21 protein-coding genes are annotated in these 25316 nt (G+C 56.0%); 9 read left to right on the top strand and 12 right to left on the bottom strand.

Annotated features, from left to right (window positions below; translation table 11 throughout):
• Together BUE18_RS20295 and BUE18_RS20290 are read right to left on the bottom strand one after the other, a co-directional pair.
• On the bottom strand, nt 1-1533 hold a 1533-nt coding region (locus BUE18_RS20295; protein ID WP_073472365.1), incomplete at its 3' end, for a (Fe-S)-binding protein.
• 76 nt (nt 1534-1609) lie between these two features.
• Nucleotides 1610-3418, bottom strand: a complete 1809-nt coding sequence (locus BUE18_RS20290; protein WP_073478006.1) for an acyl-CoA dehydrogenase — start codon at nt 3416-3418, stop codon at nt 1610-1612.
• Between the two features lie 350 nt (nt 3419-3768).
• Here BUE18_RS20290 and BUE18_RS20285 point away from each other — a divergent pair, with 350 nt between their 5' ends.
• From BUE18_RS20285 to BUE18_RS20245, 9 genes are all read left to right on the top strand, one after another.
• Nucleotides 3769-5046: a glycosyltransferase family 4 protein gene (locus BUE18_RS20285; RefSeq protein ID WP_073478005.1), complete on the top strand. Its 1278-nt coding sequence runs from the start codon at nt 3769-3771 to the stop codon at nt 5044-5046.
• The gene (locus BUE18_RS20280; RefSeq protein ID WP_073478004.1) at nt 5033-5743 is read left to right on the top strand and encodes a class I SAM-dependent methyltransferase; all 711 of its coding nucleotides are present in this window, start codon (nt 5033-5035) and stop codon (nt 5741-5743) included. Before BUE18_RS20285 ends, BUE18_RS20280 begins: the two co-directional genes overlap by 14 nt.
• Before the next feature lie 200 nt (nt 5744-5943).
• Nucleotides 5944-6951 (top strand): PhoH family protein, encoded by a 1008-nt coding sequence (locus BUE18_RS20275; RefSeq protein WP_073478003.1) that lies wholly within the window; start codon nt 5944-5946, stop codon nt 6949-6951.
• A gap of 57 nt (nt 6952-7008) precedes the next feature.
• Complete coding sequence (locus BUE18_RS20270) at nt 7009-9468, top strand: HD family phosphohydrolase (RefSeq protein WP_073478002.1); 2460 nt, start codon at nt 7009-7011, stop codon at nt 9466-9468.
• Nucleotides 9422-9805, top strand: coding sequence for an rRNA maturation RNase YbeY (ybeY, locus tag BUE18_RS20265; protein WP_170868420.1), 384 nt, complete (start codon nt 9422-9424; stop codon nt 9803-9805). The genes BUE18_RS20270 and ybeY overlap by 47 nt, the downstream gene beginning before the upstream one ends.
• A 13-nt stretch (nt 9806-9818) precedes the next feature.
• A complete protein-coding gene (locus BUE18_RS20260; RefSeq protein ID WP_073478000.1) occupies nt 9819-10526 on the top strand; it encodes a pyridoxine 5'-phosphate synthase in 708 nt (235 codons plus the stop codon).
• A gap of 76 nt (nt 10527-10602) precedes the next feature.
• Nucleotides 10603-12153, top strand: a complete 1551-nt coding sequence (locus BUE18_RS20255) for a bifunctional ADP-dependent NAD(P)H-hydrate dehydratase/NAD(P)H-hydrate epimerase (protein ID WP_073477999.1) — start codon at nt 10603-10605, stop codon at nt 12151-12153.
• Nucleotides 12146-12625: a tRNA (adenosine(37)-N6)-threonylcarbamoyltransferase complex ATPase subunit type 1 TsaE gene (gene tsaE / locus BUE18_RS20250; RefSeq protein WP_073477998.1), complete on the top strand. Its 480-nt coding sequence runs from the start codon at nt 12146-12148 to the stop codon at nt 12623-12625. Before BUE18_RS20255 ends, tsaE begins: the two co-directional genes overlap by 8 nt.
• A 19-nt stretch (nt 12626-12644) precedes the next feature.
• A complete protein-coding gene (locus BUE18_RS20245; RefSeq protein WP_073477997.1) occupies nt 12645-13862 on the top strand; it encodes an aspartate kinase in 1218 nt (405 codons plus the stop codon).
• Between the two features lie 121 nt (nt 13863-13983).
• Here the strand turns inward: BUE18_RS20245 and pyrF are convergent, their stop codons facing one another.
• The 10 genes from pyrF to BUE18_RS20195 all read right to left on the bottom strand — a co-directional run bounded on the left by pyrF (nt 13984) and on the right by BUE18_RS20195 (nt 25298).
• Complete coding sequence (pyrF, locus tag BUE18_RS20240) at nt 13984-14664, bottom strand: orotidine-5'-phosphate decarboxylase (protein WP_073477996.1); 681 nt, start codon at nt 14662-14664, stop codon at nt 13984-13986.
• Between the two features lie 62 nt (nt 14665-14726).
• On the bottom strand, nt 14727-15296 hold the full coding sequence (locus BUE18_RS20235) for a plasmid pRiA4b ORF-3 family protein (protein ID WP_073477995.1): 570 nt from the start codon (nt 15294-15296) through the stop codon (nt 14727-14729).
• 431 nt (nt 15297-15727) lie between these two features.
• The gene (locus BUE18_RS20230) at nt 15728-17518 is read right to left on the bottom strand and encodes an AMP-binding protein (protein ID WP_073477994.1); all 1791 of its coding nucleotides are present in this window, start codon (nt 17516-17518) and stop codon (nt 15728-15730) included.
• 49 nt (nt 17519-17567) lie between these two features.
• Nucleotides 17568-18593 (bottom strand): TRAP transporter substrate-binding protein, encoded by a 1026-nt coding sequence (locus tag BUE18_RS20225; RefSeq protein WP_073477993.1) that lies wholly within the window; start codon nt 18591-18593, stop codon nt 17568-17570.
• A gap of 149 nt (nt 18594-18742) precedes the next feature.
• Nucleotides 18743-19198 carry a PaaI family thioesterase gene (locus BUE18_RS20220; RefSeq protein WP_170868419.1) on the bottom strand — a complete coding sequence of 152 codons (456 nt, stop codon included), beginning with the start codon at nt 19196-19198 and terminating at the stop codon, nt 18743-18745.
• A gap of 207 nt (nt 19199-19405) precedes the next feature.
• Nucleotides 19406-20452, bottom strand: coding sequence for an NAD(P)/FAD-dependent oxidoreductase (locus tag BUE18_RS20215; protein ID WP_073477991.1), 1047 nt, complete (start codon nt 20450-20452; stop codon nt 19406-19408).
• A gap of 21 nt (nt 20453-20473) precedes the next feature.
• Nucleotides 20474-22006, bottom strand: coding sequence for a phytoene desaturase family protein (locus BUE18_RS20210; RefSeq protein WP_073477990.1), 1533 nt, complete (start codon nt 22004-22006; stop codon nt 20474-20476).
• 15 nt (nt 22007-22021) lie between these two features.
• The gene (locus BUE18_RS20205; protein WP_073477989.1) at nt 22022-23827 is read right to left on the bottom strand and encodes an acyl-CoA dehydrogenase; all 1806 of its coding nucleotides are present in this window, start codon (nt 23825-23827) and stop codon (nt 22022-22024) included.
• 237 nt (nt 23828-24064) lie between these two features.
• A complete protein-coding gene (locus BUE18_RS20200) occupies nt 24065-24667 on the bottom strand; it encodes a metallophosphoesterase family protein (protein ID WP_083611179.1) in 603 nt (200 codons plus the stop codon).
• Nucleotides 24654-25298: a PHP-associated domain-containing protein gene (locus tag BUE18_RS20195; protein WP_073477987.1), complete on the bottom strand. Its 645-nt coding sequence runs from the start codon at nt 25296-25298 to the stop codon at nt 24654-24656. The genes BUE18_RS20200 and BUE18_RS20195 overlap by 14 nt, the downstream gene beginning before the upstream one ends.
• Nucleotides 25299-25316 lie beyond the last annotated feature (18 nt).

Genomic DNA, 25316 nt, shown 5'->3' with positions numbered 1-25316 from the left:
CTTTTCCGCAGGCCCCAGAACGCCGAACTCCACGCCGGCGGCGGTGAGCACGCGGGCCGTGGACTGGGCGATCTTGGAGATCTGATCGTCATAGGACGTGATGGAGTCCACAAAGTACAGGGTCTCGCAGGTCTCGCCCTTTTTGGGATTGAGCACGGCCACCGGAGTCTCCTCCGCGATTTCCTTGGCCCATTCGGCGCGCTTCTTTTCCATCTTGCCGTAGGGATTGCCGCGTTTTTCCATGGCGCTCAAGGGCTTTTGCAGGGACTGGGGCACATTGCCCTCGTCCACCATGCCCCGGCGCAGGTCCACCATCTTGTCGATGTATTCGATGAAGATGGGACATTCCTCTTCGCAGGCGCCGCAGGTGGTGCAGGACCAGATTTCGTCTTCGGACAAAACCGTGCCGATGAGTTCGTCGTTGGGCAGCGCTTCGCCCTTCAGGGGAAAGGCGCCGAATATCTTGTCGCGGCATTTGATGGTCACGAACCGGGGGGACAAGGGACGTCCCACCGCGTTGGCCGGACACTGATCCGAGCAGCGGCCGCAGTCGGCGCAGGAGTAGAAGTCCAGGATGTGCTTCCAGGTGAAGTCCGTGGCCTTTTTGACGCCCAGGGATTCCAGATCGTCCAGCTCCTCTTCCGTGATGCCCCATTTGACGGGCTTGACCGAGCCTTTGTTCAGCTTGGACAGGAAAACGTTGGGTAAGGAGGTGATGACGTGGAAGTGCTTGCCCAGAGGCAGGATGTTCAAAAAGCTGAAGAAGATTATTTCGTGCGCCAGGTAGGCCCAGGTGTTCACGTGCTGCAGCGTGCTCACCGAGGCGTTTTTCACGAACATGTACACCCACCAGGTCCCGGTCAGGGGAATGAGCATGCCGGCTTCGTGCCCGCTGCGGACTTCCGCCGCGATCTTGGTGCCTTCGTAGAAAAAGTCGCCCAGCATGAGGCCCGAGATCATGGCCAGCACAAAAACCGCCTCGCCCGTGTGGTCATGGCCGAGGGCGGGCGGCACGGCGTAGCGCGCGGGCTTGATAATGCCCCGGCGGATGGCTGCGATGATACACGAAACCAGCACCAGGGTGGCTGCGATTTCCTTGATGAACTGGTAGATGGTTCCGCCGATTCCGTTCAGGCCCGGGAACTGGAAGTCCGGAGCGAGGCCCCAGATCACCAGACGGGTGGAGTTGATGGACAGAATCATGAACCCGGCGAAAATGAAGATATGCAGCAGGCCCGCCGTCATGTAACGGGGCTGCCGCCACTGGCCGATGGCGAACTTCACAAGGCGGAACACCCGCTCGGGGATCTGGTTGAGCCGGAAGTCCGGGTTGGCCAATACCAGGGGCTTCATGCGATTGGCCATGATATAGGCGAACAGGCCGATGGCCACAGCCGGAATCACCAGCGCGAAAAACCATACCGGAATGCCCAGAAAACTGGAATGGGCAGGCAGGTTGATGATCAGATCATGGGCTGCTCCCGCTGCCTGCTCCACAGGCGCGGCGGCAACGACTTCGTGTGTTGTTTCCATTGGTTATCTCCGATTAAATGGTTACCGGGCCGCCCTGAAAACAGAACGGCCCGGCGTTGCCTGACTAAGTTGCCTGTTATCCGCCGAAGGAAGCGTCGTCAATGGCTACGGCTGCATCGTCCAGGGCGAGGATGGAATCCATCTTGCCGAAGGTTATGGGCAGCATAACATTGATGAAGTAGCGGGCGGTTTCCATTTGTCCTTTGTAAAAGGCAAGGTCCTTTTTGCCTTTTTCAACCATGGGGGCTGCCACGGTGGCTCTCCACAGGTGCATCCAACCCATGACGATGTCGCCCATGACTTCCATGAAAGGCGTGGCGTGGCCGAAAGCGGCCAGCACTTTTTCGGAAGCGGCGGCTTTGCCGACGGACATGGCAGTCTCGGAAAACTTGATGACTGCCTTTTCCAGGTTTTCGGCCAACGCCTTGGTGGCTTCCATTTCCTTCCCTTTGGCGATGGTTGCGTTGATCTGCTCCAGGAACTTCATGAAAACCTGACCCTTCTGCATGCCGAGTTTGCGGCCCAGAAGGTCGGCGGCCTGAATGCCGGTGGTGCCTTCATAAATGGTGAGGATCTTGGTGTCGCGGGCGAGTTGCTCCACGGGATATTCCTTGGTGAAGCCGTAGCCGCCGTAAGTCTGGATGGCGTCGTTGCAAACCAGCACGGATTTTTCCGTGGAGTAGCCCTTGCAGATGGGGGTGAGCAGGTCCACAAAGCCCTGGTACAGAGCTTTTTCTTCGTCGCTTTCGGAAATCACGACTTTGTCCATGCAGAGGCCGGTGAAGTAATTGAGGCTTCTGAGGCCTTCCACGTAAGCCTTCATCTGAATGAGCATGCGGCGAACGTCGGGATGATGGATGATCGTGGCGCCCTTGGCTTCGGGATCGCGAGACTTGAGGATTTCCTTGCCCTGCACGCGCTCACGGGCGTAGTTGAGAGCCAGCAGATAAGCGGCGCTTGCGCTGCCCAGGCCCTGAACGCCCACGTTCAGGCGTTCTTCGTTCATCATGTGGAACATGATGCGCATGCCCTTGCGTTCTTCGCCCAGCAGCAGGCCGCGGCAGGGGCCCTTGGCGCCGAACTGCACGGAGCAGGTGGCGGAGGCGTGGATGCCCATTTTTTCTTCAATGCGATCCACGTACACGTTGTTGTAATCGCCCGTGGTTCCGTCTTCGTTCACCCAGTATTTGGGGACCAGGAAGATGGAGATGCCGGAGGTCCCTGCAGGGTCTCCTTCAATGCGGGCCAGAACCGGATGGACCACGTTATCCACCAGGTCGTGATCAGCGGCGCTGATGAAAATTTTGTTGCCCGTGATATTGTAGGTGCCGTCTTCGTTCTTCACGGCGGTGGTGGTCAGGGCGCCCACGTCGGAGCCTGCTTCGGGTTCGGTCAGGCACATGGTGCCTCCCCACTCGCCGGAGTAGACCTTGCCCAAGAACATTTTCTTTTGCAGTTCGCTGCCGTAAACTTCAATCAGCTTGCCGGCGCCGTGACCCAGCATGGTGTAAATGGAGAAAGCCATGTTGGCGGCGGCGAAAAGTTCCAGAGAGGCGAAAGCCAGCACCTGGGGCATGCCCTGGCCGCCCACTTCGATGTCATCGGCGATGGTCAGCCATTCGCCTTCGCGGAACAGTTTGTAAGCCCTGTGAAAGGAAGGAGGAACGGTCACGTTTCCGTCGTCCCAGGTGGCGCCCACGCGGTCGGATTCTTCCCGGGTGGGAAGCAGTTCCTTGGTGGCCAGAGCCCTGGCTTCGTTCATGAAAAGGTCAAAAGTTTTGGTGTTGAGATCTCCGTAGCGCTCGCTTTTGCAAAGATCCCCTATTTGCAGCTGTTCGTTGAGTACGAACTGCACATCCCGCCTGTCAGATAAAACCTGTGCCATGCCTTAACTCTCCTTATGGTGTAACCATTTGAATATATATGAAAATCAAGCTGACTCTCAACCAAAATAGGCCGGGAGTTCTGCTTAATAACCCCTAGCGTATTAAGCAGATGTGTGTTTACACAATTACTAGAATTTTGCAAGACTTTTTTCCATCAACCGCTGGATTTCATTTTGCTTTATTTCGAAAATATAGACAATGAAACAAGCAAATTACAGGAATGGGCGTTTTTGAACAAGTGGTATATTTGAACAAAACTTGTTAAAAAAAAGTTGCTTTTGTTCAAGGCAAATGGTAGCCCGTTTTTCCACTATTGACCCGCGGTTTAATTTTCCAGAGCCAAAGCGTAATGAGCAAAAAACATACTAAGAGCCAATTGGAAGCCATCCATGGAGACCGCCCTTTGCGCGTCTGCTTGCTTAGCTATCGAAGCAATCCACACTGCGGCGGACAAGGGGTTTATGTCAAATATCTCTCCTCCGCGTTAAGATCCATAGGCCATGAAGTGGATGTGGTCTCGGGCCCTCCTTATCCTGAATTGGTGGATGGGGTGGGATTGCACAAGCTTCAGAACCTGGACCTGTATAACGCCGAGGATCCTTTTCGCATGCCCGGCGTAGGCGAGTTGATGGATCCCATCAACTTCATCGAATGGATGGGCGTGACTACCATGGGGTATCCCGAGCCCTTTACTTTCGGCGTGCGCGCTTATATGTTTTTGTCCAAATTCCATAATAATTACGATATAATACACGACAACCAATGCCTGTCCTACGGAATATGGGGCGCCACCCGTTTTTTACCGGCGGTGGCTACTATTCATCACCCTATTACGGTTGACCGGGACGTGGCCGTCCAATCCGTGCGCTCTCCCTTCAAAAAGCTGAAAATCCATCGCTGGTATTCGTTCATTGACATGCAAAAGCGGGTGTCCCGGCACATGACCCGGGTGGTTACGGTTTCGGAAGCCAGCAAAAAGGACATCTCCCAGGAGTTTCCGGTCCGGCCCAAGAAGATCAAGGTGGTTCCCAACGGGATCGACACCAACCACTTCAGGCCCATGCACGGGGTGAAACGGGAGAAAAACCGGCTGCTGGTGACCAACAGCGCGGACACGCCTCTCAAGGGGCTGTATCATCTGCTCAAAGCGGTGTACGAGGTCCGTAAAAAACGGGATGTAACCCTAACTGTGATAGGCACGCCCAAAAAGCACGGCGGCATTGTCAAGCTGGTGCGCGAGCTGGGCATTGGGGACATCGTGAACTTCACCGGCCGCCTGGACGACGACGCCTTTGTAAGGCAGTTCTCCCGGGCCGCCATCGCCGTGGTTCCCTCGGTATACGAGGGCTTCGGGCTTCCGGCCGGAGAGGCTATGGCCTGCGGCCTGCCGGTTATCAGCACCACCGGCGGCGCGCTGCCCGAGGTTGTGGGAGACTCCGGAGTTCTGGTTCCGCCCGCCGATCCCCTGGCCCTTGAAAAAGCCATCATCGACCTGCTGGACAATCCCCAAAAGGCGGAGGCATACGGCAAGGCCGGATACGACCGGGTTCATAAACTTTTCACCTGGAAGAACGCCGCAGAACAGACTGCCGACGTGTACCGCGAGGCGATCAGTGATTACCGTTGATTTCAAACGCCTCAATGTGAAGCCGGGCGGCAGGATTCTGGACGTGGGCTGCGGCCAGGGCCGCCATACTTGCGAGGCCTATTGCCAGCCGGGAATCACAGCCGTGGGCCTGGATCTTAATCCCAAGGACGCGGCTCAAACCCGCAGCATGCTTTGCGCCATGGACGACTCCGGCATGGGCGGCGGAGGAACGTGGCAGGTTTTTTCAGGGGACTGCACTCGCCTTCCGTTTGAAGACGATTTTTTTGACGCGGTCATCTGCTCGGAGGTTTTGGAGCATATCCCCAATAATAAAAAGGCCGCCGCCGAATTGGTGCGGGTGCTTAAGCCCGCCGGAGTGCTGGCGGTGAGCGTGCCCAGGTACACGCCGGAAGTGATCTGCTGGACTCTTTCGGAGCAATATTACAATACGCCAGGCGGGCACATTCGCATATACACCCGCAAGTCCCTGCTTAAACTCATCGAAGGCGTTGGGATGAAATACCGGGGCGGCCATTTCGCCCATTCGCTCCACGCTCCCTATTGGTGGCTCAAGTGCGCCATGGGCCTGGACAACGAGGACGCCCGCGCGGTCCAGCTATATCACCGGTTTCTCGTCTGGGATATCATGAAAAAACCGTGGCTTACCCGTGCGTTAGACAAGCTGCTTAACCCGTTTATCGGAAAAAGCTGCGTGTATTATTTCACCCGGCCCTGACCATAATCCTGCCCCTTAACTGTGCTGAATATTTACTGATTATCAAAAGCGAAAGAGATGTTTGCATTCCCTTTTTCAGGGTGGTATGATATCGGGTCCAACTCCTGAAAAAAGGAGGTTGGCGGCCGGCGGGTTTCTATCGTTATTATAATGATCGGCCCGGCCCCCTACTTGCAAATAGCAAGCGGAAGCATAAAAATATGGAAACATTGGAAACAGAACAAAATCGGCGGGAAAGCGTCCTGGAATTCGATGAAAACGATTGCGCCAGGCAGCTTTTTGGCCAGCACAACAGCCACCTCATCCGCATAGGCCAGGCCCTGGAGGTTCGCATAAACGCCAGGGGCAATCAGGCCGCCATACAAGGCGACCCCATCGCCGTGGAACTGGCGGAGAATATCCTCAGGCAACTTTACGGACTTATCCGCAAAGGCTATCCCATTTACGACACGGATGTGGATCATGCGGTCAGGATTTTATCCACGGACCACCGCCAGAAGCTCAAGGACATCTTTCTGGACACGGTTTACATCACGTCCAAAAAGCGGTCCATCACCCCCAAAAGCCGGGCTCAAAAGGACTATATCGAGGCCATCAGGCGTTCGGATATCGTCTTCGGCGTTGGCCCGGCGGGCACGGGCAAGACTTATTTGGCCATGGCCATGGCCGTATCGGCTTTGTCCAAAGGCCAGGTGAACCGGATCGTCCTCACCCGTCCGGCGGTGGAAGCCGGGGAGGCCCTTGGCTTTTTGCCTGGAGACCTGGCCCAAAAGGTGAATCCTTACCTGCGTCCGTTGTATGATGCGCTTCATGATATGATTCCCTTTGAAAAGGCCGGGGCCTGGATGGAAAAAGGGGTCATTGAAGTGGCGCCGCTTGCGTTCATGCGGGGCCGCACGCTAAACGACTCGTTTATTGTGCTGGATGAGGCTCAAAACACCACCTCGGAGCAGATGAAAATGTTCCTCACCCGGATTGGATATCATTCCAAAGCGGTGATTACAGGGGACATCACCCAAATCGATCTGCCCAACTCCAAGGGTTCGGGCCTGGTGGAGGTCAAGGAACTGCTTCAGGGGATAAACGGGATCGATTTCGTATATTTTGGAAAACGGGATGTGGTTCGGCACCGTCTGGTGTGCGATATCATCCAGGCTTATGAAAAGCACGAAGCCAAAAAGGCGGCTGAAAAACCAGTGCGCCGCTAACAGCAGGAAAGCCGGCTTGCCAGATTTTTTTAAGGCCGGCGTTTTGTTGAGGAGGTCATGTTTTTCTCTAGGCTAACAAAACGGATTCAGGGCCGTATTTCTCCGTATAGCAACTCCCTGGTTTTTTGGGTGCTGGCTTTGGTTGCAGTCCTGATCACCCTGCTGATTTACCCCAGTCTGGTGGTGAATTCGCGAACCTACAAAGTCGGGGACATTGCAGCCAAGAACATCAAGGCGCCCAGGGACCTTTTTGTAGAAGATAGGGAAACTACGGAAGAAAACAGGCGCAAGGCGGCTGAAGCGGTTTTGACGGTGTACGATCGCGACGAAGCCATGCGGGATGCAATCATCCAGAAATTGCATGCGGCCTTTGAAGGGTCCCGTAGAATCATAGCGGATCACGCCAAGGCTTTGGAGGAGGCTGCGAAAACCAGCCAACCCCACGAATCGGAGGGGCAGGACGCTTCCCAAGCCGTCCGGCCGGCCATCCGCCCGCTTGCCGACGTCCTGGCGGACAACAAGGCCGCCTTCGAACAAGTGCTGGGCATAGAGCTTACGGACGAAAACTACCACCTGTTGGTCAAAGACGGTTTCTCCCACAACCTTGAAAACCACATATCGCAAATAGCCAGCCAGATTCTGGCGAACGGCGTGGTGGCCAACAAGGAAATTCTGCTTGAGGAGGCCAACCGGGGCATTATGCTTCGGGGCCTGCAATCCAAGAATGAAGCCTATGTGCAAAGCCTTAAGCAATTTTACAGCTACGCCCAAGCCCGCACCATGGTTCGCGTTGTGGGCGATCCCATTCTCAAGGACTTCAACCCGAATCTGATCAATCTGGTGGTCGAGCTTTGCCAAAAGCTGATCAAGCCCAACATCACCCTGAACATGCAGGAAACCCTGGCGCGCAAGCAGGAGGCCAGAGAAGCCGTCACCGAGGCGCATTACATCATCAAAGCCGGAGAAATGCTTTTGCGGGACGGCGATAAAGTCACGGCGGAGCACGTTAAAAAGCTCAACGCCCTGAACAAGCAGGAAGGCAATCAACGCACCGTAATCCGGGGCATTGGCATGGGCTTTATCGTGCTTTTCTTCCTCATCGCCTTTCATCTGGTTTATTTGCGGCCTTCCAGCCGGGAGCAGGGGCAAAAGGGCCGGGAGTTTCTGTTTGTATGCCTGGTGCTGCTCAGTTTTTTTGTTGTGGCCCGTTTGTTCTTAAGCATTTCTGCGGTTTTTCCCCATGAGTCCGGGGCCGCGCCCTTTTCATCCCCAGCTATATTCGCAGCGCCGCTGGCGGCCGGGTCCATGATCCTTTGCCTGTTCCTGGGCCTGGACGTGGCCCTGCCCTTCGCCATCGCCATGGGCTTTTTCGCCTCGGCCTTGTTCGCCAAGCCGTTTGAATCCTGGATATACTTCTTTTTAAACTCCACTCTGGGAGCCTATTGGACCAAGGAATGCCGGGAGCGCAACGTCTTCATCAAGGCGGGCGCCAAGGTCGGGCTGCTGAACGTGGGCCTTGTGGCGGCTTTGTATCTTTATACGGGCGCTCCCGCGGTAAAGCCTCTGGTCATTGACATGTCCATGGCCTTTATCGGCGGCATGGGAGCGGGCGTACTGACGGCGGGCATCGTGCCTTTGGTGGAGGTCTCCTTCGGCTTCGCCACGGACATCAAGCTGCTGGAACTGGCCAACCTGGACAAACCCGTCCTGCGCAGGCTCATGCTGGAGGCGCCGGGCACCTATCATCACAGCATGCTGGTGGGCAGTCTGGTGGAAGCCGCAGCCACAGCCATTGGCGCCAATCCGCTTTTGGCCCGGGTTTGCGGGTATTACCACGACATTGGGAAAATAAACAAACCCCTGTATTTTATAGAAAACCAGATGGGCGGAAAAAACCGCCACGACAAGCTGGCGCCATCCATGTCCAGCCTGATCCTCATCGCCCATGTCAGGGACGGCGTGGAAATGGCCACCCGCTACAAGCTGGGCAAGGCCATTACGGATACCATCCAGCAGCATCACGGAACCAGCAAAATCAGCTACTTTTTCGAGAAAGCCAAGCAGCTTAGGGGCGAAGAAAACGTGAGCGAAGCGGATTTTCGCTATCCCGGCCCCAGGCCCCAGACCAAGGAAGCGGGCCTGGTCATGCTGGCCGATATTGTGGAAGCCGCCTCCAGGACCTTGGAAAACCCCACGCCGGCCAGAATCCAGGGGCTGGTGCAGCGGTTGGTCAACAACGTGTTTTCCGACGGGCAATTGGACGAATGCGAACTGACCCTGAAGGATTTGCATCAGATCGCCAAGAGCTTCAATCAAATTTTATCCGGAATATACCACCATCGGGTGGAGTACATAGAGTCCGCCTCCAAGGGAGAAGGCAAAAAGGGGGACGGGAAAAAGAAAGAAGGAAAAAAAGCCAATGCCGGTGCTAACGGACAATCAGCAAAAAATGGAGATAAATCTCCCCAGAATGGAAAAGGCAGCTCAGGCAGTCTTAAGCGCCTTGGACTGTCCTGACTCCGAACTCTCGGTCCTGATCGTGGACGGCGGCCGCATGGCGGAGCTCCACGAGGAATACGTCGGCAAACAAGGCCCCACCAATGTGCTCGCCTTTCCCATGATGGAAGGGCCGTTCAATGAGATCAATCCGGAAATCATCGGGGACGTCGTAATATGCACGGACGTCGCAGCCAAAGAGGCTGAGGACGCAGGCGTGGATCTGTACGTCCGGATTCTGGAGCTTTTGATCCACGGAATTTTGCACCTGGTCGGCCACGACCATGCAGAGCCGGAGGAAACCGCCTTGATGCAGGCCAAAGAAGCGGAGCTATTTGAACAATTCAAAAATATATAGAAAGGGATATAAAATGGCGGGTTTGGCAGTCAATGTGGACCATGTTGCAACGTTAAGGCAAGCCAGGGGCGTGGATTATCCGGACCCTGTGGCTGCGGCCGTTTTGGTGGAACTGGCCGGGGCTGACGGAGTGGTGGTTCATTTAAGGGAAGACCGGCGTCACATTCAGGATCGGGACGTGAGGATCATCCGCCAGATTGTTCAAAGCAAGTTGATTCTTGAAATGGCGGCCACGCCTGAAATGATCGGCATCGCCCTGGAAGTCCAGCCGCATCAGGCCACCCTGGTGCCTGAAAAACGCGAGGAAGTGACTACGGAAGGCGGCCTGGACGTGGTTATGCATAAGGATTCGGTGGCCGACGCCGTCAAGACGCTTCAGGCGGGCGGAATCAAGGTCAGCCTGTTTGTGGACCCGGACCTGAATCAGATCAAGGCCGCCCACAAAGCCGGCGCCGACGTGGTGGAGCTGCACACCGGAGATTTTTGCGAATCCCGCTCTCCCAAGGCCATGGCGGCCATTCAGGAAGCGGCGCGCCTTGCCCGGAAAGTGGGCATGGAAGTCCACGCCGGGCACGGCATCGACTTTCGGTCTATCCAGGATTTTATAGGCGTCAAGGAGATCCAGGAGTTTTCCATTGGCCATTCCATTGTCAGCCGGGCCGTGTTCATCGGCCTGGACGCCGCGGTCAAGGAAATGCTGGCTTTGGCCCGTCAGGTTTGATCTGACGCCGATTTTTCGGATTTTATTCGCCAGTCTCAATCGTTGAATTTTGCGACATGTTCTCGGAGGCGACATCGTGTATCTGGTTACAGCGGAAGAAATGCGGGAGATGGACCGCCGCACCATAGAGGAATTCGGCATTCCCGGGCGCGTTTTAATGGAAAACGCCGGGCGAGGCGCCACGGATATTCTTTGCTCGCACGTGCCGGACATCAAGACCCAAAAGGTGGGCGTCGCCTGCGGCAAGGGCAATAACGGCGGGGACGGCTTTGTCATCGCCCGGGGCCTTGCCGAGCGCGGCGTTCATGTAGTGATTTATCTGCTTTGCAAGACCGGCGACCTGACCGGAGACGCCAAGGCGAATCTGGCTCTGGTCCAAAAAATGGGCCTTCCCCTGGTGGAAATCACGGACAAGGAGTCTCTCCGTGAGCATCAGCACGCCATGCAGGGCTTTGGCGTGTGGGTGGATGCTATTTTAGGCACCGGGCTTTCCACGCCGGTCCGCGGCCTGTACGGCGACGTCATTCAGATAATAAACGATTCCAACGCCTTTGTTTTCGCCGTGGACATCGCTTCCGGCCTGTTTGCGGACAGCGGCCAGTGCGGGCTGTGCATCCAGGCGGACGCCACGGCCACGTTCGGGTTCGCCAAGGTGGGGCATATGGTCATGCCCGGTTCGGGCTTGACCGGCAAGCTCCACGTGGTGGACATCGGCATTCCCAAATCCATTGCCAAGGCGGTGGGCGCGGCGCACAGGCTGATTTCGCCCCAATTGCTGGGGCCGGCCCTGGACCGCCCCAAACACATCCACAAGGGTGACCTGGGCCGCCTGCTGGTGATTGCCGGATCTCCGGGCAAAACGGGAGCGGCGGCCATGGCCTCCATGAGCGCCATGCGGGCGGGCGCGGGTTTGGTGACCCTGGCCGCGCCCCAAAGCCTGTGCCCGGTTCTGGAGGGATTGGTCATCGAAGCCATGACCTCGCCTTTGGCGGAAACCCAGAGCGGCGAAATCGCCCTCAGCGCCCAGGAAGCCGTTAAAATGCTGCTGGCGGAAAAAACCGCCCTGGCCATAGGGCCTGGCCTGGGAACCCATGAGGAAACGGGCAAGCTCGTGCAAACCCTGCTTCTGGAATGCCCGGTTCCCATGATTGCGGACGCCGACGCCCTGAATCTGATAGCCCAAAATCCGACGCTTCTCAAAAGGGCGCCCTCCCCTGTCATCCTGACGCCTCATCCCGGTGAAATGGCGCGTCTGACGGGCCTGAGCGCCCAGGAAATCCAGGAGAACCGGACCGAGGTCGCACGCGAGTTCGCTGTAAAAAATCAAGTGCATGTGGTCTTGAAAGGCGCCAACACCGTGGTTGCGCACCCGGACGGACTGGTGTGCATCAATCCCACGGGCAATCCGGGCATGGCTTCCGGCGGCATGGGCGACGTACTGACGGGCCTGATCGGCGCATTCCTGGCTCAGGGCCTGGGGCCGGAGCGCTCCGCCAGGCTGGGCGTGTTCGTGCACGGCGCCGCGGCCGACCTGATTGCCGAAAACATCGCCCCGGCCGGATACCTTGCCACGGACGTCATGAGCATGGTTCCCAAGGCCCTGGCCGGAGTTTGGAAGAATGCCTGAGTATTCCCGGTCTTTTGAGACGAACTCCGCCTCCCAGACCCAGGACCTGGGGAGGCGGCTTGGAAAAGCCTTGGAAAAAGGCTGCGTCATCGCCCTTGTGGGAGACCTGGGAGCAGGCAAGACCTGCTTTGTCCAGGGATTGGCAAGGGGACTCGGCGTTCCCGAAGAAGTACCCATTACCAGCCCATCTTACACCCTTGTAAACGAGTACCCGGCCCGTCTGACGCTTCAGCACGCCGACCTGTACCGGCTGACCGGCGACGCGGACCTGGAGGACATCGGCCTGTTTGACCTGGCTGACGACCAGAGCGTGGTTGTGGTGGAATGGGCGGACCGGTCCGACTTTGAAGACCTGAAACCGGACCTGTTCATCCATATTTCGGCCATGGAGGAGATGAAAAGGAAAATCTTCCTCCACCCCACTGGACAACCAATGGTTAATCTGATAAAGGGCTTCATCTTTGAATTCTGACTTCAATGCGAGGTAAAGCATGGGTTTAATAGTACAAAAATACGGCGGGACGTCAGTGGGAGACCTGGTCCGCATTCAGGAGGTGGCTAAACGCGTAGCCAAAACCTATGATGCGGGCAATCAGGTGGTGGTGGTTTTGTCCGCCATGAGCGGCGTGACGGACCATCTGATTCAAATGGCCGAGGTGCTTTCCGACAAGCCCAATAAACGGGAAATGGACGTTTTGCTGGCCACCGGAGAGCAAACCACGGTGGCGCTGCTCTCCATCGCCCTGGAAAAAATGGGATACAAAGCCCAATCCTTTTTGGGCCATCAGGTTCGCATCCTGACCAATAACGCAAGTCAAAGCGCCAGAATCCTGGACGTCCAGGCGGGCCCCATCAAGGACGCCCTGGCGGACAACGCCATCGTGGTCGTGGCCGGCTTCCAGGGAGTGGACGGCTGCGGCAACATAACCACCCTGGGCCGGGGAGGCTCCGACACCTCCGCCGTAGCCGTAGCGGCCGCCTTGGGAGCGGATTCGTGTGAAATCTATACGGACGTGGACGGCGTATACACCGCCGATCCCCGCGTGGTCTCCAAGGCGCGCAAGCTCAAGTGCGTGACCCATGACGTCATGCTGGAAATGTCCAGCCTGGGGGCCAAGGTGCTGCAGATCCGCTCGGTGGAATTTGCGGCCAAGCACAACGTGCCTGTGCATGTGCGTTCGTCATTTAATGAGGAGGAAGGGACCATGATAGTCTGTGAAGATAGGGATATGGAACGTATGCTGGTGGCCGGCGTCACCTTTGTGAAAACCGACGCCAGAATCACCGTAACCAAGGTCCCGGACGAACCCGGCGTGGCCGCCAAAGTCTTCTCCGCCGTAGCCGACGCCGGCATTTCCGTGGATATGATCATCCAGAACACCCGGGCCAGCAACATGACGGACATCACCTTTACGGTGCCCAAGACCGATTACAAGGACGCCCTGGCCATCGTGGAAAAAACCGCCAAGGAAATCGGCGCGGAATCCGTGGCCGGAGACACCAACATCGCCAAGGTCTCCGTGACCGGCGTGGGCATGAAGTCCCACCACGGCGTGGCGGCCAGGATGTTCTCCACCCTGGCTGCAAAAAGCATCAACATCATGATGATCTCCACTTCGGAAATTCGCATTTCCTGCGTGGTGGAGGAAAAATACGCGGAGCTGGCCTGCCAGATCCTGCATACGGAATTCGGCCTGGACGCGGATTAAATCCGCCAGGACAAAAAAAAGACAAAGGGGAAGACGCGCTGTATGGGGCGTCTTCCCCTTTTTTGTTTTTAATGGCGATGTTTCGTCGCTTCGGTCGGACGGATCACGCTTCAAAAGCGATCTATCCCGCTTTTTCTATATCAAGGGCCATGGCCTTGGCGGCCTGGATCGGGTCGGCGGCGTCCCGGATGGGGCGGCCCACCACAATATGGCTGGCGCCGGACTGAACGGCCAGGCCCGGGGTTACCACGCGCTTTTGATCGTCCTTGGAATTGTCGTCCGCCATGCGGATTCCCGGAGTGACGATGAAAAAATCCTCGCCCACGGCTTGGCGCACCTTGGCGGCTTCCAGGCCCGAGCACACCACGCCGGCGCATCCGGCCGCCTTGGCCGTCTCGGCCCGCCTAAGGACCCTGTCCGAAATGGTTTGGGGATTTCCGCCTTCGCTGGTGAGCACGGTCACGCCCATCACCCCCAGCTTGCCCTGAGCGCCCTCCACGGCCGCATTAAGCATGTCCGGACCGCCGGTGGTATGCACGGTGGCCAGGCTGACGCCAAGGCCCGCCAGAACGGACATGGCGCGCTCCACGGTTTTGGGGATGTCGTGGAGCTTCAAATCCAGGAATACACGATTTCCGGCGTTGAGGACTTCCTTGACCACGGAGGGCCCTTCGGCGGCGAAAAGCTCCAGGCCCACCTTGAACATGCCTATATGGGGGGCTAATAGCTTGACGTAATGGGACGCCTGGTCCAAAGAAGGCACGTCCAGGGCGAAAATAATGCGGTCCTTGGGTTCAATCATGGCTTCTCCCTGATTGGTCCGTGGTTGGATGCAAAAAATTTCTAAAGCGAAGCGGCGGCGAATTACACGGCCGTCAGCATTTCATTGGCTTCGGAAAGGTCAAAGTGGTCCGGGTCCCAGTCATCTTCCACGATGTCCAGGAGTTCCACGTTATCCGCCTCCTCCGGGCTTTCCAGAGCTTCCAGCAAGTCCTGATACCCTGGAGGGCCGCCCACGTCTTCGGGCGGGCATGCGCGTTTGCCCTTGATGCACTGGGGATAGGATTCGCCCTTTTCCAGAGGCAGAATCTTTTCCACAAGCACTTCGTGCTCCCAGTAATCGCCGTAATCGTAGATGTACTTAAAGCGCTGGCCTTCCCGGTTCACGATCTTGGAGAGGCGAATTTTGGTCTCGTCCTTGGGCGACGTGGGGTCGTAAGGATCGTTGACGCCAAACTCCATTTTTTCAATTTCAAAGACATGCTCGTGTCCGTTTTGCCATCCCATGGCATTTTGGATGATCATGTGAAATCGCGGCAGGGTTGTATCGCTGGTGACTAACAGCCGTCTCCAGATGGGGGGACGGATGTTTTTCAATGAGACCTTGATTTGGTAGACCTGTTTGAGAGGCAGGATTTTCTTTCGCTGAGGCATGTCCCTTCTTTCCCAATGCTGATAGTGATGCACATATGCGTCGAATTCTCTAATACACAGAACCGCCCCTGGTTGCAAGCCTCGTTGAAAAAACTTTTTTAAATATTTTTTGTAACCGAAAAAATGTCAGGCGCGACCATAATTTCAGAGTGTGAAAGCATAGAATTCCATATCTTTTGCAACCGGCGCCTACTGCCGGCGTTCCGCCTCATGAACACCGACCTCGTGGGACGGAACATGATTCACCTCGAACCACTCCACACTCACCAAACAGCGGGGCTGTCTACCCCTCAGACAGCCCCCCTTCCTTTTTGGGGTTCTGGTAATAAGCCCTTTGGAAAATTTCTCGGATATGAAGCAGAAATGAATGCGGGATGAAATTCAAAAGATTCCATCCCGCGCAGACAAGCTATAGTAAAAAAAATTGCTATTTAAGAAGCAGGCCAGTATTTTTCCTTCAACTCCCTTTTGATCATCTTACCGTCGATCCGGCGGGGCAGTTTTTCCGTAAACCCAATGTATCGGGGCATTTTATAGCCGAACAAACCTTGCTCCTTGCAGTGGGCGAAGGCTTCCTCCTCAGTCATTTCCGCGCCCGGCACTAATTGAATTTCAGCCCGCATGACCTCCCCAAGGTCCTGATCCGGCACGCCGAAAACGGCCACGTCGTCCACGGCCGGGTGGGACGCCAGGGCTTTTTCCACCTCGCCGGGAAAGACGTTCACGCCGCCGGAAATCACCATGTCCTTAATGCGGTCCGTAAGATACAGGAAGCCTTCCTCGTCCTGGTATCCCATGAGGCCGTCCTTGTAATAGAGCTTGCCGTTGATGGTCACGTAGGCATCGTCCAACAGGCTGCTGTCGGTCCCGTAGGAAAGCCCCAGGGTGCTGACCGTGCGGGCGCAGATGGAGCCCTGTTCGCCGTTTTTCACGGCTTGCTCGGTTAATGGGTCCACCAGGCGGACTTCCCCGCACCGGGGTTTGCCCACGCTTTTGAGACGTTCGGGGCGATTGTTGTAATCGCCGGGCCTGAGCACGGAAACCATCATGGTTTCGGTGGAGCCGTAATACTCGTGAAACACGGGACCGGGAGCGCCCTGCTGCATGAACAACTCGTTGATTCCGGTCTTGATTTCCGGGGAGCACGGCGCGGCGCCGGAAATCAGGGAGCGCATGGACGAGAGATCGTATTTACGCTTCACCTCGTCAGGCAGATGCAGGATTCTGCTCAACATGGTGGGGACCATAAAGGTCCACGAAATGCGTTCCTTCTGCATGGTCGCCAGAACCTGCTCCGGGTCGAATTTGGACTCCAGCACCAGGGTTCCGCCGTACAAGACCGGAAACAGGGCCGCAATGGTCCCTGCGTGGTACATGGGCGTGATGACCAGGGAGCGCAAATCCTTGATCTTGTGCATGTTCAGATGAAATCCGGCGTTCAACATGCTGAACAAAAGCTCGAAATACTCCATGAGCTCTGCATTGGGAGCGGGGGCCGTGTCGTCAAACAGGTAGCTCAGGCCGTCGTTCAGGTTGACGTTTTTTGGCACGCCGGTGGTTCCGGAAGTATAAGGCGCAGCGCCGAAAATGAATCGGCCCGACGGCATGGCGTTCCGGGAAAATGCCGCCGCCTCTTCGTAAGGAATCCAGCCTTTGGGAACCTTGGCGCCCACGGCCACGAAATTCTTCACCGAAGGGATTTGATCGGCGATTCCCAAAATCCGATCCACAAAATCCTCGCCCACGAAAATGGTTTTAGGCTTGGAAACGTTGATGGTCTTGGCCAGTTCCTCACCTGCGAGGTGCCAGTTCAGGCCGGGGCTGGTGCACCCGGCGAAGGATGCGCCCACCAGGGTTTCCAGCACTTCGGCGGAATTGTGCATAAGCACGGCGGCTTTATCCTTGGGCTGCATCCCGGAATGGATGAGCCAGTTGGCGATTCTGAGAAAACGATCCTTAAAATCCTTGGTTTTCAGGCGTTTTTCGTCCGAAACCACGGCTTCCTGTTCGCCCCTGACGTCCATCATATTGAGAATAAGCGTGGGCGCCGCATTGGTTTTTCCTGCAGCGGCCAGTTTCCAAAGTTTATCCGGCATGAGCAGCTTGAACGCGGTTCCGTAGCCCAGGGCGGGAAGCGCGCGCCTTACGTGGTATCTTGCCGGTTTTATGAACGGAGCTTTAATGGCAAGCTGAGACGTCTCCAACAGTCCTAACCTCTTCATCGTGCAATCTCCTGCTAAAAAGGATGGTTATATCGGTTTTACAACGAAGCTATTTATTGCTGCGAAACGCTTCCAGATGATCCTGGATCTGTTCAAGGAGCTCGGCGGGGTATTGCTGGTCGGCCTGATCTTCCCACACCGTATGCGCCATGGATTCGAGCTTGGCTTTTTCCTCCGGGGACATTTCGCGTTGTTTGATGCCGTATTCAATCAATGCATTGAGGCACTTGTCGTTGTCTTCGCGCGCGGCCAGGCAGAAATCCCGCATAATCTTGGGCCGGACCGCCATAAAGCGGTCGCGGTAGTCCTGGGGCATTTGTTCGTAAGCATCCCAGGTCAGGAGCATGACGGCGGGAGAATAACGGATGTTCAGCGGACTGACGTATTTAAGGATGCTGTACAGCTGGGTGCCCACTGCCCAGGCCTTGGGAGCGATGATGGTGTCCCCGATTCCCTGCCTGATGGAGGTGGGCGCCTCGGTCATGGAAACCGGAATAGGATGGGCGCCGATGGCCTGGAGCACTTCTCCTTCCAAAGGGCCGCTCCAGGAGATGATCTTGGCCTGGGCGAAATCCTCCACCTTGGTCATGTCGTATTTTGAGGAAAAAAAGACGTCAAAGTCCTGGTCAATGTACGCAATGACCATGTAGTCGTGATCCCTGGCGATTTCGTCGAAGATAGGCGCCATTTTTTCTTTGACGTAGTCCACTTCCTCCCAATTGCTGAAGAGAAAGGGCAATTGCATGACCGCCATTTCAGGTATGGCCAGAGTGCAGCCGTAGCCGGACATGCCCGCCCCATGGAGCTGGCCGATCCGCATCTTTTTGATGATGGCTTCGTCGTCCCCCATGACGCCGCCCCAATACACTTTGATGACCAGGTTCCCGTCCGTCGCTTTGGCCACCTCGGGAAACACGATCCTATCCATTTGCAAGGCCCAGGCAATGCCCTTGGGAGCGATGGTGCCGACTTTGTAGGTTTCGCTCCATCCTTCGGGGCCGGAGCAAAGGCCGCTGCCGGCAAAGGATAAGGCGATGAGCAAACTAACCAGGATGAAACACGCTTTTGTTTTCATTTTTCCCCCTCACTTCTCGTGAACTATTAGTCTGGTATATTTTTGCATTCCATCAACGGCGGCGGCCCAAGGCGAAAACGCCGCCGCGCTCCCCGGAATCGTATGAAATGGCCGGGGATGATGAAAATGAGCCGTATCCTTGCTAAAAACTATTCCCGGTTGCGGTACATATAAAAATCGAACGTGACTTCACACGCAGGCTCTCCGCCGGGAAGCTCCAGGACCACGGTATAAGGAAAAACCGCTTTGCCCGAATGCATCACTTCCTTGGTAAGAACCTCAATGGCTCCCTGGGGGATGGCGGCCTTGCAAATGACCTTTTCCTTAACCAGCTTTTGGTAGTTGATTTCGCCCCGCTTGTTGATCAAGGTGATTTTTCCCAGATCAAAAGACGCGGCGATAACCGCACCCGCTGCCGTCTCGGCGAAGGTGTACAACGCGCCTGCGTGAAAAGCGTCTATGTGATTAACAACAATGGGAGTCCGGGACATGGAAGACACGACGTATCCAGGCCGGGCCTCTTCCAATTTAATGTCAAGAGCCTTGACCAGCGGCAGCATCTCGTAAAGGCTCGCTTCCAGTTGTTTGACAAAATCATTGCTCATGAGCGTTTCCTTGCGGTTGCCGACTAATTCCATAGTTAGCTTTCATGGCTTTTAGCGTTGATTTCCCAAGGGACGTTCAGCCTGCATTACCCCCCGAAAGACACTGGGTCCCCGTTTCCGGGAGTGCGTCATGATGATTGCAAAACTACCGCAATCATCCCGCCGCCCCCTCCACGGGGATGACGGATGGCGAGATGGCTGAATCGCTTAACGAAACCAGCGCACCGGGTCCTTGGGCTTGTTAATGATTTCGGGATGCCTCCAGCAGTTGTACCGGGCCTTGAGCATGGCCAGCCGGATCATCTGCTTGTTGAAGGGCATGGAATCCATTTTCTCTTTTCGGGCCAGCTTTTTGTCAAAGCCCCGGTTAAAATTGGAAAAATCCTCGTATCCCTTTTCCCGGTTCAACCAGGTTTTGGCCGCCACCTTGCCGGAAAGCAAGGCGCCCACCACCCCGTAAGCCCAGAACGGCTCGATCATGCCGGAAAGGGTTCCGGCCAGGATTTTGTCTTTCCAGAAAAGGCGGAGCTCCCGGGGAAAATGCCCGTTATCGGCGGTCACCCATTTTTCGGATTCAAAGCCTTCCACGTCGCGAATCACCTTCTTGAATTTGGAAAGGTCCTTTTCGTTCAAAGGCTTGCGGGAAAAAAGCAGCACGTACATGATGCCGTTTATCCAGGCGGAGTAGCCGTAATCCACGCTGAAATTGCCCATGTAGATGGCCCCGCCGGTCTTGCCCTTCTCCCAATTGGACAAGGCCATATATCCGTAAGTGAGGGAGTTTTTAACCCCCACCAGGTCATAGACTTCTTTGTACAAGCCTGTTGCGATAATGCTTCCCGGAGGCGCCTGGGCCAATTCGTCCGGAGTCAAGGCCCTGCCGAACTCAAAGTTCACCCCTTCGTCCTGGGCGATCTCAAACAAACGCACGTCGACCGAAGAAGGCCGCGCGCCGCGTTCCACGTTGTACACGGACATATTGTGCACGTAGGGAGGCAAGGTCAGGCGCTTGCGGTTGTACCACATGTTGGGATAGGCGTCGGTTTTCACAAAATGGCTGGATAGGTCGATGCCTATGTAGTCCCAGGTTTCTTTTGGCTGCATGGGTGTGGAATGAACGGAGGGATGCAGGTCCTTGGAGCCTCCGATCTCGTCTTCACGCTCGTAGATCGTCACGTTCAGGCCCTCCCGCGCCAGGTTGACGGCTGCAACCAAGCCGGCCAGCCCGGCCCCGTAAATGGAAACATCCTTCATGGCGTTCTCCTTTTAACGAGGTTAGCGGACTCCAAAATCCACGCCCAGCATTTCGGACGCGCAAATCATACCCGAGGTGCAGGCGCAGTCCATGGCCACGCCGTAGCCCTTGGCCGTGTCTCCGGCAAAGTACAAGCCTTCCACGTGGGGAGACTTGACCGGAACTTTTTGGGTGCCTGCCTGGGACACGCTTTTGGCCACGCCTTCCAGCTTCCAGCACATGAGGTCCAGTTTCCAGTCGATGGTTTTTTTGAAGCCGGGATAAATTTCTTCCATAAAATCCGGCAGGCGTTTGACGATTTTATCCACCAGCACCTTATTCCTGGCTTCGGACTCGGTGAGGGGCAGATAGGCCGTGTAAAGATACTTGCCGTCCGGCGCCACGGAGGGATCCAAGGCCGATTGGATGCTCCAGCAAATATATACGTCGTAATCAAAGCCTTCGTCCTTGGGCAGGACGCAGCTGTTTTTGTAATTGCGTACGGCGTGCTCTTCGGGCATGGCCAGGGAGTTGAGGCCCCAGTACGGGACGTAGCTGCCGTAGCCGTACATGGTTTCGGTCTTTTGAGCCCAGTCTCCGGGAAATTGGGATTTGTCCATGAACTTGAAGGAATCCTGGGCCGGAACGTTGCTCACTACGGCTTCTGATTGATAAACCTTCTTTTCTCCGCTGCCGTTTTCCGCAATCACGCCGGTCGCCCTGCCGTTCTCCATAACCACTTCCCGAACCCTGGTTTCCAGAGCCAGTTCGCCGCCCAATTCCTGATACTTGCGGGCCACGGCTTTGCTCCATTCCATAACGCCGCCGGAGACGAATCCGCCCACGTATTCGCACAGCCCTTTTTCCAGCTTGGGGCTGACCGCGTGCTTGAAGAAACGGAAGATGTCGCCGATGGAAATGTCGTCAGGATTGTTGATGGTGGAAAACAAGGTGCTGACCGAGCAGAGATTGTTCCAAAGGATGTCGTTTTTGGTCAGGCCCATTTCCTCTCCCCATTGCTGGAGGGAGACCCTTTCCAACTCGTCGATTTGTTCATCATTAAGTTTGTACGGCGTGGTGTAATATTTGAAAAAGGGAATTTTCTCCCTTTCCGCGATTTCCAGGTATCTGGGGTCTATGGGCTGGGACCCGATCAGGTCCATGTAAAACTCGCCCTTGTAATAGGTGCCGTAATGGCTGCCGTTCATTTTCACGCCGTCTATGCCGCCGATCTGTTGCACAAAGTCATACAGGTAGGCGTTGCCGTTCATGCTGAGGGCGTGGTATCCCACATCCAGAACGTATCCGTTCAGCATGCCGCTTTTCACAAGCTCCTCCAACTGAGGTTCGGCGTTGGCCACATAGGTGTATTGGGTTTCCAGGAGGTCCTTGTACCATTGGGCGCCGCGTTGGGTGATTTCATCGCCGGCTACGGACAAGGCCCTGCCCCCTACCCGGTCGTTTTGTTCAAGAATCAGCACCTTTTTGCCGTGCTTTGCCAAAAGCGATCCCACAGTGAGGCCGCCCACTCCGGCCCCTATGATTATGGCGTCATATTTATTTTGGTCGGTCATGGTTGTCTCCTCTGATTAATCATTGAAAATGGCCGTATCCATGTCCACGGTGAGGCCGTCCGTATTAAGCAGCCGTATGCTAAGGCCGGTGATTTTGGGAAGCTCGTACGCGTAAAAGTATTTCAGGGTAAGAATCTTGCCGTTGTAAAAGTTCACATCCTTTTTATTGGCGCCTTCGCTCAAAGCCTTGCTTGCCGCAAGCCCCTGGACCAGCCATTGCCAGGCGATGGTGACGATGCCGAACAACTCCAGATACAGGGTGGCGTCAGCCAGGTAGTATTCCGGGCCCTTTTTGGCGGCCAGATTGAGCAGGTGCTTGGTGGCGTCGTCCAAGACTTCCAGGGCGGCTTTCAGCTTTCCGCCGAATCCCTTCAGCTCGCTGTCGGACTCTGCGCTTTGAACGGTCTGCAAGACCTCTTGCTTGAATATGGCGAAGGCCTTGCCTTCTTTCATAACCACCTTGCGGCCCAGGATGTCCAGGCCGTGGATGGCGGTGGTTCCTTCATGAATGGGATGAATGCGCATGTCGCGATAGTACTGCTCCAGGGGATAGTCGTCGCAGTAGCCGGATCCGCCGAAGCATTGCAGCCCCTGGCTGACGGCCTGGATGCCCATTTCGGAGGGATAGGTCTTGGCCACGGGAGTCAAGAGATCCAAAAGCAGGGAGTAGCGTTCCTTTTCCTCGCCGGTGGTCACGCGCATCATGTCCGCGTATCTGCAGCCTTGCAGCAGCAGGGCGTGCGAGCCCTCGATAATGGCCTTTTGAAAGAGCAAGGCCCGGCGGATGTCCGCATGCTCGATGATGGGAACCTGGGGTTGGGTGGGGTCTTTTTGGCCAATTTTCCGACCTTGCCGCCTTTCCCTGCAATATTCCAAGGCTGCATAATATGCAGCCGACGCGATGGCCGTAGCCCCCAACCCAACCCCAAGACGTGCTTCATTCATCATCTGGAACATGTAGAAGAGCCCTTTGTGGGGCTCCCCGACCAGCCATCCGCGGCAATTGTCGCCGTCCCCCATACTTAGCTGGGCAATGGGAGCCCCACGGTAGCCCATTTTGTGGTACACCCCCGAAGCAACCACATCATTGGGCTCCAGCCCGCCCCCCAGAGCGGGCCTAAACTTGGGAACCACGAATAACGAAATGCCCTTGACTCCGGGAGGGCCTCCCTTGATTTTCGCGAGCATGAGATGGACAACGTTGTCCACGCAATTGTGGTCCCCTGCTGAAATGAATATCTTTTGACCGCGGATCAGGTAATATCCCTCATCCGTGGGTTCCGCCGAAGTTTCCAGGTCGGAAAGAGAGCTTCCGGCCCCGGGCTCGGTCAGAGCCATGGTGCCCTGCCATTTGCCGTTATGCAAATTGGGGAGATAGGTTTTGTTTAACTCTTCCGAACCGAAGGCCTCTATCAGATGGGACGCTCCCGTGTTCAATCCGGGATACACGGCCGCCGAGTAGTTGGCCGCGCAGAATATGTACTGGCAGCTGTCCGTAATCATCAAAGGAAGCTGATCGCCGCCGTGCTCAATCGGCTTGGAAGCGGTGATCCAACCGCCCTTGCCGCACTCGTCCAAAATCTTCCTGACGTCGGAATGCACCCTGATGGACCCGTCTTCCAGTTCCGGAGGGTTGCGGTCCATTTCCTCAAGGATGGGGCGCATCATTTTTTTGGCCAGCTTGTCCGCCTCCGCCAGGACCATGTCGAACATCTTTTTATTGTGCTCGCTGTAATAATCGTATTTGGTCAGGGACGCTGCATCAAAAACCTCGTAAAGCAGGAATTTAAGATTCCGTTCGCTGTAAAATTTATCCGCCACCGTATTTCCTCCTTGATTATTATTTCCGTGAGATAGCCGTTCTCTCCGGAAGATGAAAAATCCCAATCGCTTGTGTTCGCACTCTTTTTGTTGGGTTTCGCGAGCTCACCCCAACCTGCGCCGCGTCAAGCGGAATTGCAGGTGGGTTAAGAAATCCCTCGTTGATCGGACCAGCGCCGTAAAAGCCAGTGGACTTCGAACCCAACAATTGGGCCGTTATTCCGATTCCATGGCGCCTTATGCGCTGAGCGCTTTGGCCGCCGCTTGGCTGTGCAACTCCTCCCGGGCGCTTTCAATCCATCGCCCGGCGGATTTACGTAAAAACAAAACCGCCGCCGCTTTATGGGGTTCGATTACCAGTTCGATAAATCCGGGCGGAAAGGAAGATCCCAGATAATGGTCTCCCGGATTGCAGATAAGAACCCCCTCCTGATTCTTCAAAACCGGTTTATGCGTGTGGCCGAAAAGAAAAATATCGGCGCTGTTTCGTGCGGACCTTTGGGCCATTTCCCTATAATGCCGTTCCCAGGTTTCAGCATCCTGGTAAGGATTGATTTCCATCTGATGCCCATGCATCATGAAAATCTTGAACCCATGAAAGGATATGTCGTCGTCCATGGGGGCCAGGGCGCCGTAATCCTCATTGCCGCGCACGCCCATGAAAGGCAGGCCCCACTGATCGGCCAAGCCCCGGCCTTCCCGGACCCCGTCCCCAAGATGGATGATCATGTTAAACGGCCCGAGATTCCGCAGCGCCTCCTGCATGTACCGCGCATTGCCGTGGGTGTCTGAAAACACGCCGAGGCGCACGGCCGGGCTATCTCCTCTATCCATTGCCATTTGCAATTGCCGCCCAGGACCTCCCCTCCCGGATCTCCCTGCAGAGATCTTCCAGGCTTTGAATATTTCGCTCAAACACGGTGCGGACCATCCCGATCTGCTCGGGCGCGTGAGCGTCGCTGCCCCCTATGGACGCCAGCCCGGCGGATTGGCAAAGAACCCGGGCTTTTTCCAAGCCATCTTCGTCATAGGAAGGATGCAGGGTTTCCATGCCGTCCAGGTTGTATTTTCCTGCGTTGTCGCCGCAGCCGTAATAGGCGTCTCCACGCCGGGCCCGTTTGAACGGATGGGCGGCGACTACCACGCCGCCGGAGTCATGAACGCGCTCCACCAGGGCTTCCACGCTCAATGCCGAGCCAAGGCTTTTTGGATGCCCGAACACCAGGAACTCGCCCTGGAACTCCCCCCGGGAGGAGTAGCAGGCGGCTTCTTCCCCCGGCAGGACAATGAGCTTTTTCTCTCCGCATTGATCCAGCAATTTTTCGATCTCTCCGTCCGGCCATCGAATTCCGTGCTCAGTCAGGGCGATGCCGTCAAGGCCTGCGGTCAGCGCCCTTGCAATGACCTCTCCGGGGTCAATGTTGCTGCATCCGGAAAACCGGTTGGTGTGTATGTGAAGATCGAATTCCATGCTCACGCTTACGTCCGG

This window comes from Desulfatibacillum alkenivorans DSM 16219 (assembly GCF_900142135.1).
In the GTDB taxonomy this organism is placed as follows: Bacteria; Desulfobacterota; Desulfobacteria; order Desulfobacterales; family Desulfatibacillaceae; genus Desulfatibacillum; species Desulfatibacillum alkenivorans.
The sequence above is the reverse complement of the archived record's forward strand: the minus strand, read 5'-3'. Positions and strand labels throughout refer to the sequence as shown.

What these genes read in the sequence shown, in the direction of transcription:
- BUE18_RS20290 (WP_073478006.1), bottom strand. Translation starts at nt 3,418, where the DNA reads ATGGCACAGGTTTTATCTGACAGGCGGGATGTGCAGTTCGTACTCAAC.
- BUE18_RS20230 (WP_073477994.1), bottom strand. Translation starts at nt 17,518, where the DNA reads ATGAAGAGGTTAGGACTGTTGGAGACGTCTCAGCTTGCCATTAAAGCT.
- BUE18_RS20225 (WP_073477993.1), bottom strand. Translation starts at nt 18,593, where the DNA reads ATGAAAACAAAAGCGTGTTTCATCCTGGTTAGTTTGCTCATCGCCTTA.
- pyrF (WP_073477996.1), bottom strand. Translation starts at nt 14,664, where the DNA reads ATGATTGAACCCAAGGACCGCATTATTTTCGCCCTGGACGTGCCTTCT.
- ybeY (WP_170868420.1), top strand. Translation starts at nt 9,422, where the DNA reads ATGGAAAAGGCAGCTCAGGCAGTCTTAAGCGCCTTGGACTGTCCTGAC.
- BUE18_RS20210 (WP_073477990.1), bottom strand. Translation starts at nt 22,006, where the DNA reads ATGACCGACCAAAATAAATATGACGCCATAATCATAGGGGCCGGAGTG.
- BUE18_RS20285 (WP_073478005.1), top strand. Translation starts at nt 3,769, where the DNA reads ATGAGCAAAAAACATACTAAGAGCCAATTGGAAGCCATCCATGGAGAC.
- BUE18_RS20275 (WP_073478003.1), top strand. Translation starts at nt 5,944, where the DNA reads ATGGAAACATTGGAAACAGAACAAAATCGGCGGGAAAGCGTCCTGGAA.
- BUE18_RS20235 (WP_073477995.1), bottom strand. Translation starts at nt 15,296, where the DNA reads ATGCCTCAGCGAAAGAAAATCCTGCCTCTCAAACAGGTCTACCAAATC.
- BUE18_RS20260 (WP_073478000.1), top strand. Translation starts at nt 9,819, where the DNA reads ATGGCGGGTTTGGCAGTCAATGTGGACCATGTTGCAACGTTAAGGCAA.
- BUE18_RS20245 (WP_073477997.1), top strand. Translation starts at nt 12,645, where the DNA reads ATGGGTTTAATAGTACAAAAATACGGCGGGACGTCAGTGGGAGACCTG.
- BUE18_RS20220 (WP_170868419.1), bottom strand. Translation starts at nt 19,198, where the DNA reads ATGAGCAATGATTTTGTCAAACAACTGGAAGCGAGCCTTTACGAGATG.
- BUE18_RS20270 (WP_073478002.1), top strand. Translation starts at nt 7,009, where the DNA reads ATGTTTTTCTCTAGGCTAACAAAACGGATTCAGGGCCGTATTTCTCCG.
- BUE18_RS20195 (WP_073477987.1), bottom strand. Translation starts at nt 25,298, where the DNA reads ATGGAATTCGATCTTCACATACACACCAACCGGTTTTCCGGATGCAGC.
- BUE18_RS20215 (WP_073477991.1), bottom strand. Translation starts at nt 20,452, where the DNA reads ATGAAGGATGTTTCCATTTACGGGGCCGGGCTGGCCGGCTTGGTTGCA.
- tsaE (WP_073477998.1), top strand. Translation starts at nt 12,146, where the DNA reads ATGCCTGAGTATTCCCGGTCTTTTGAGACGAACTCCGCCTCCCAGACC.
- BUE18_RS20200 (WP_083611179.1), bottom strand. Translation starts at nt 24,667, where the DNA reads ATGGCAATGGATAGAGGAGATAGCCCGGCCGTGCGCCTCGGCGTGTTT.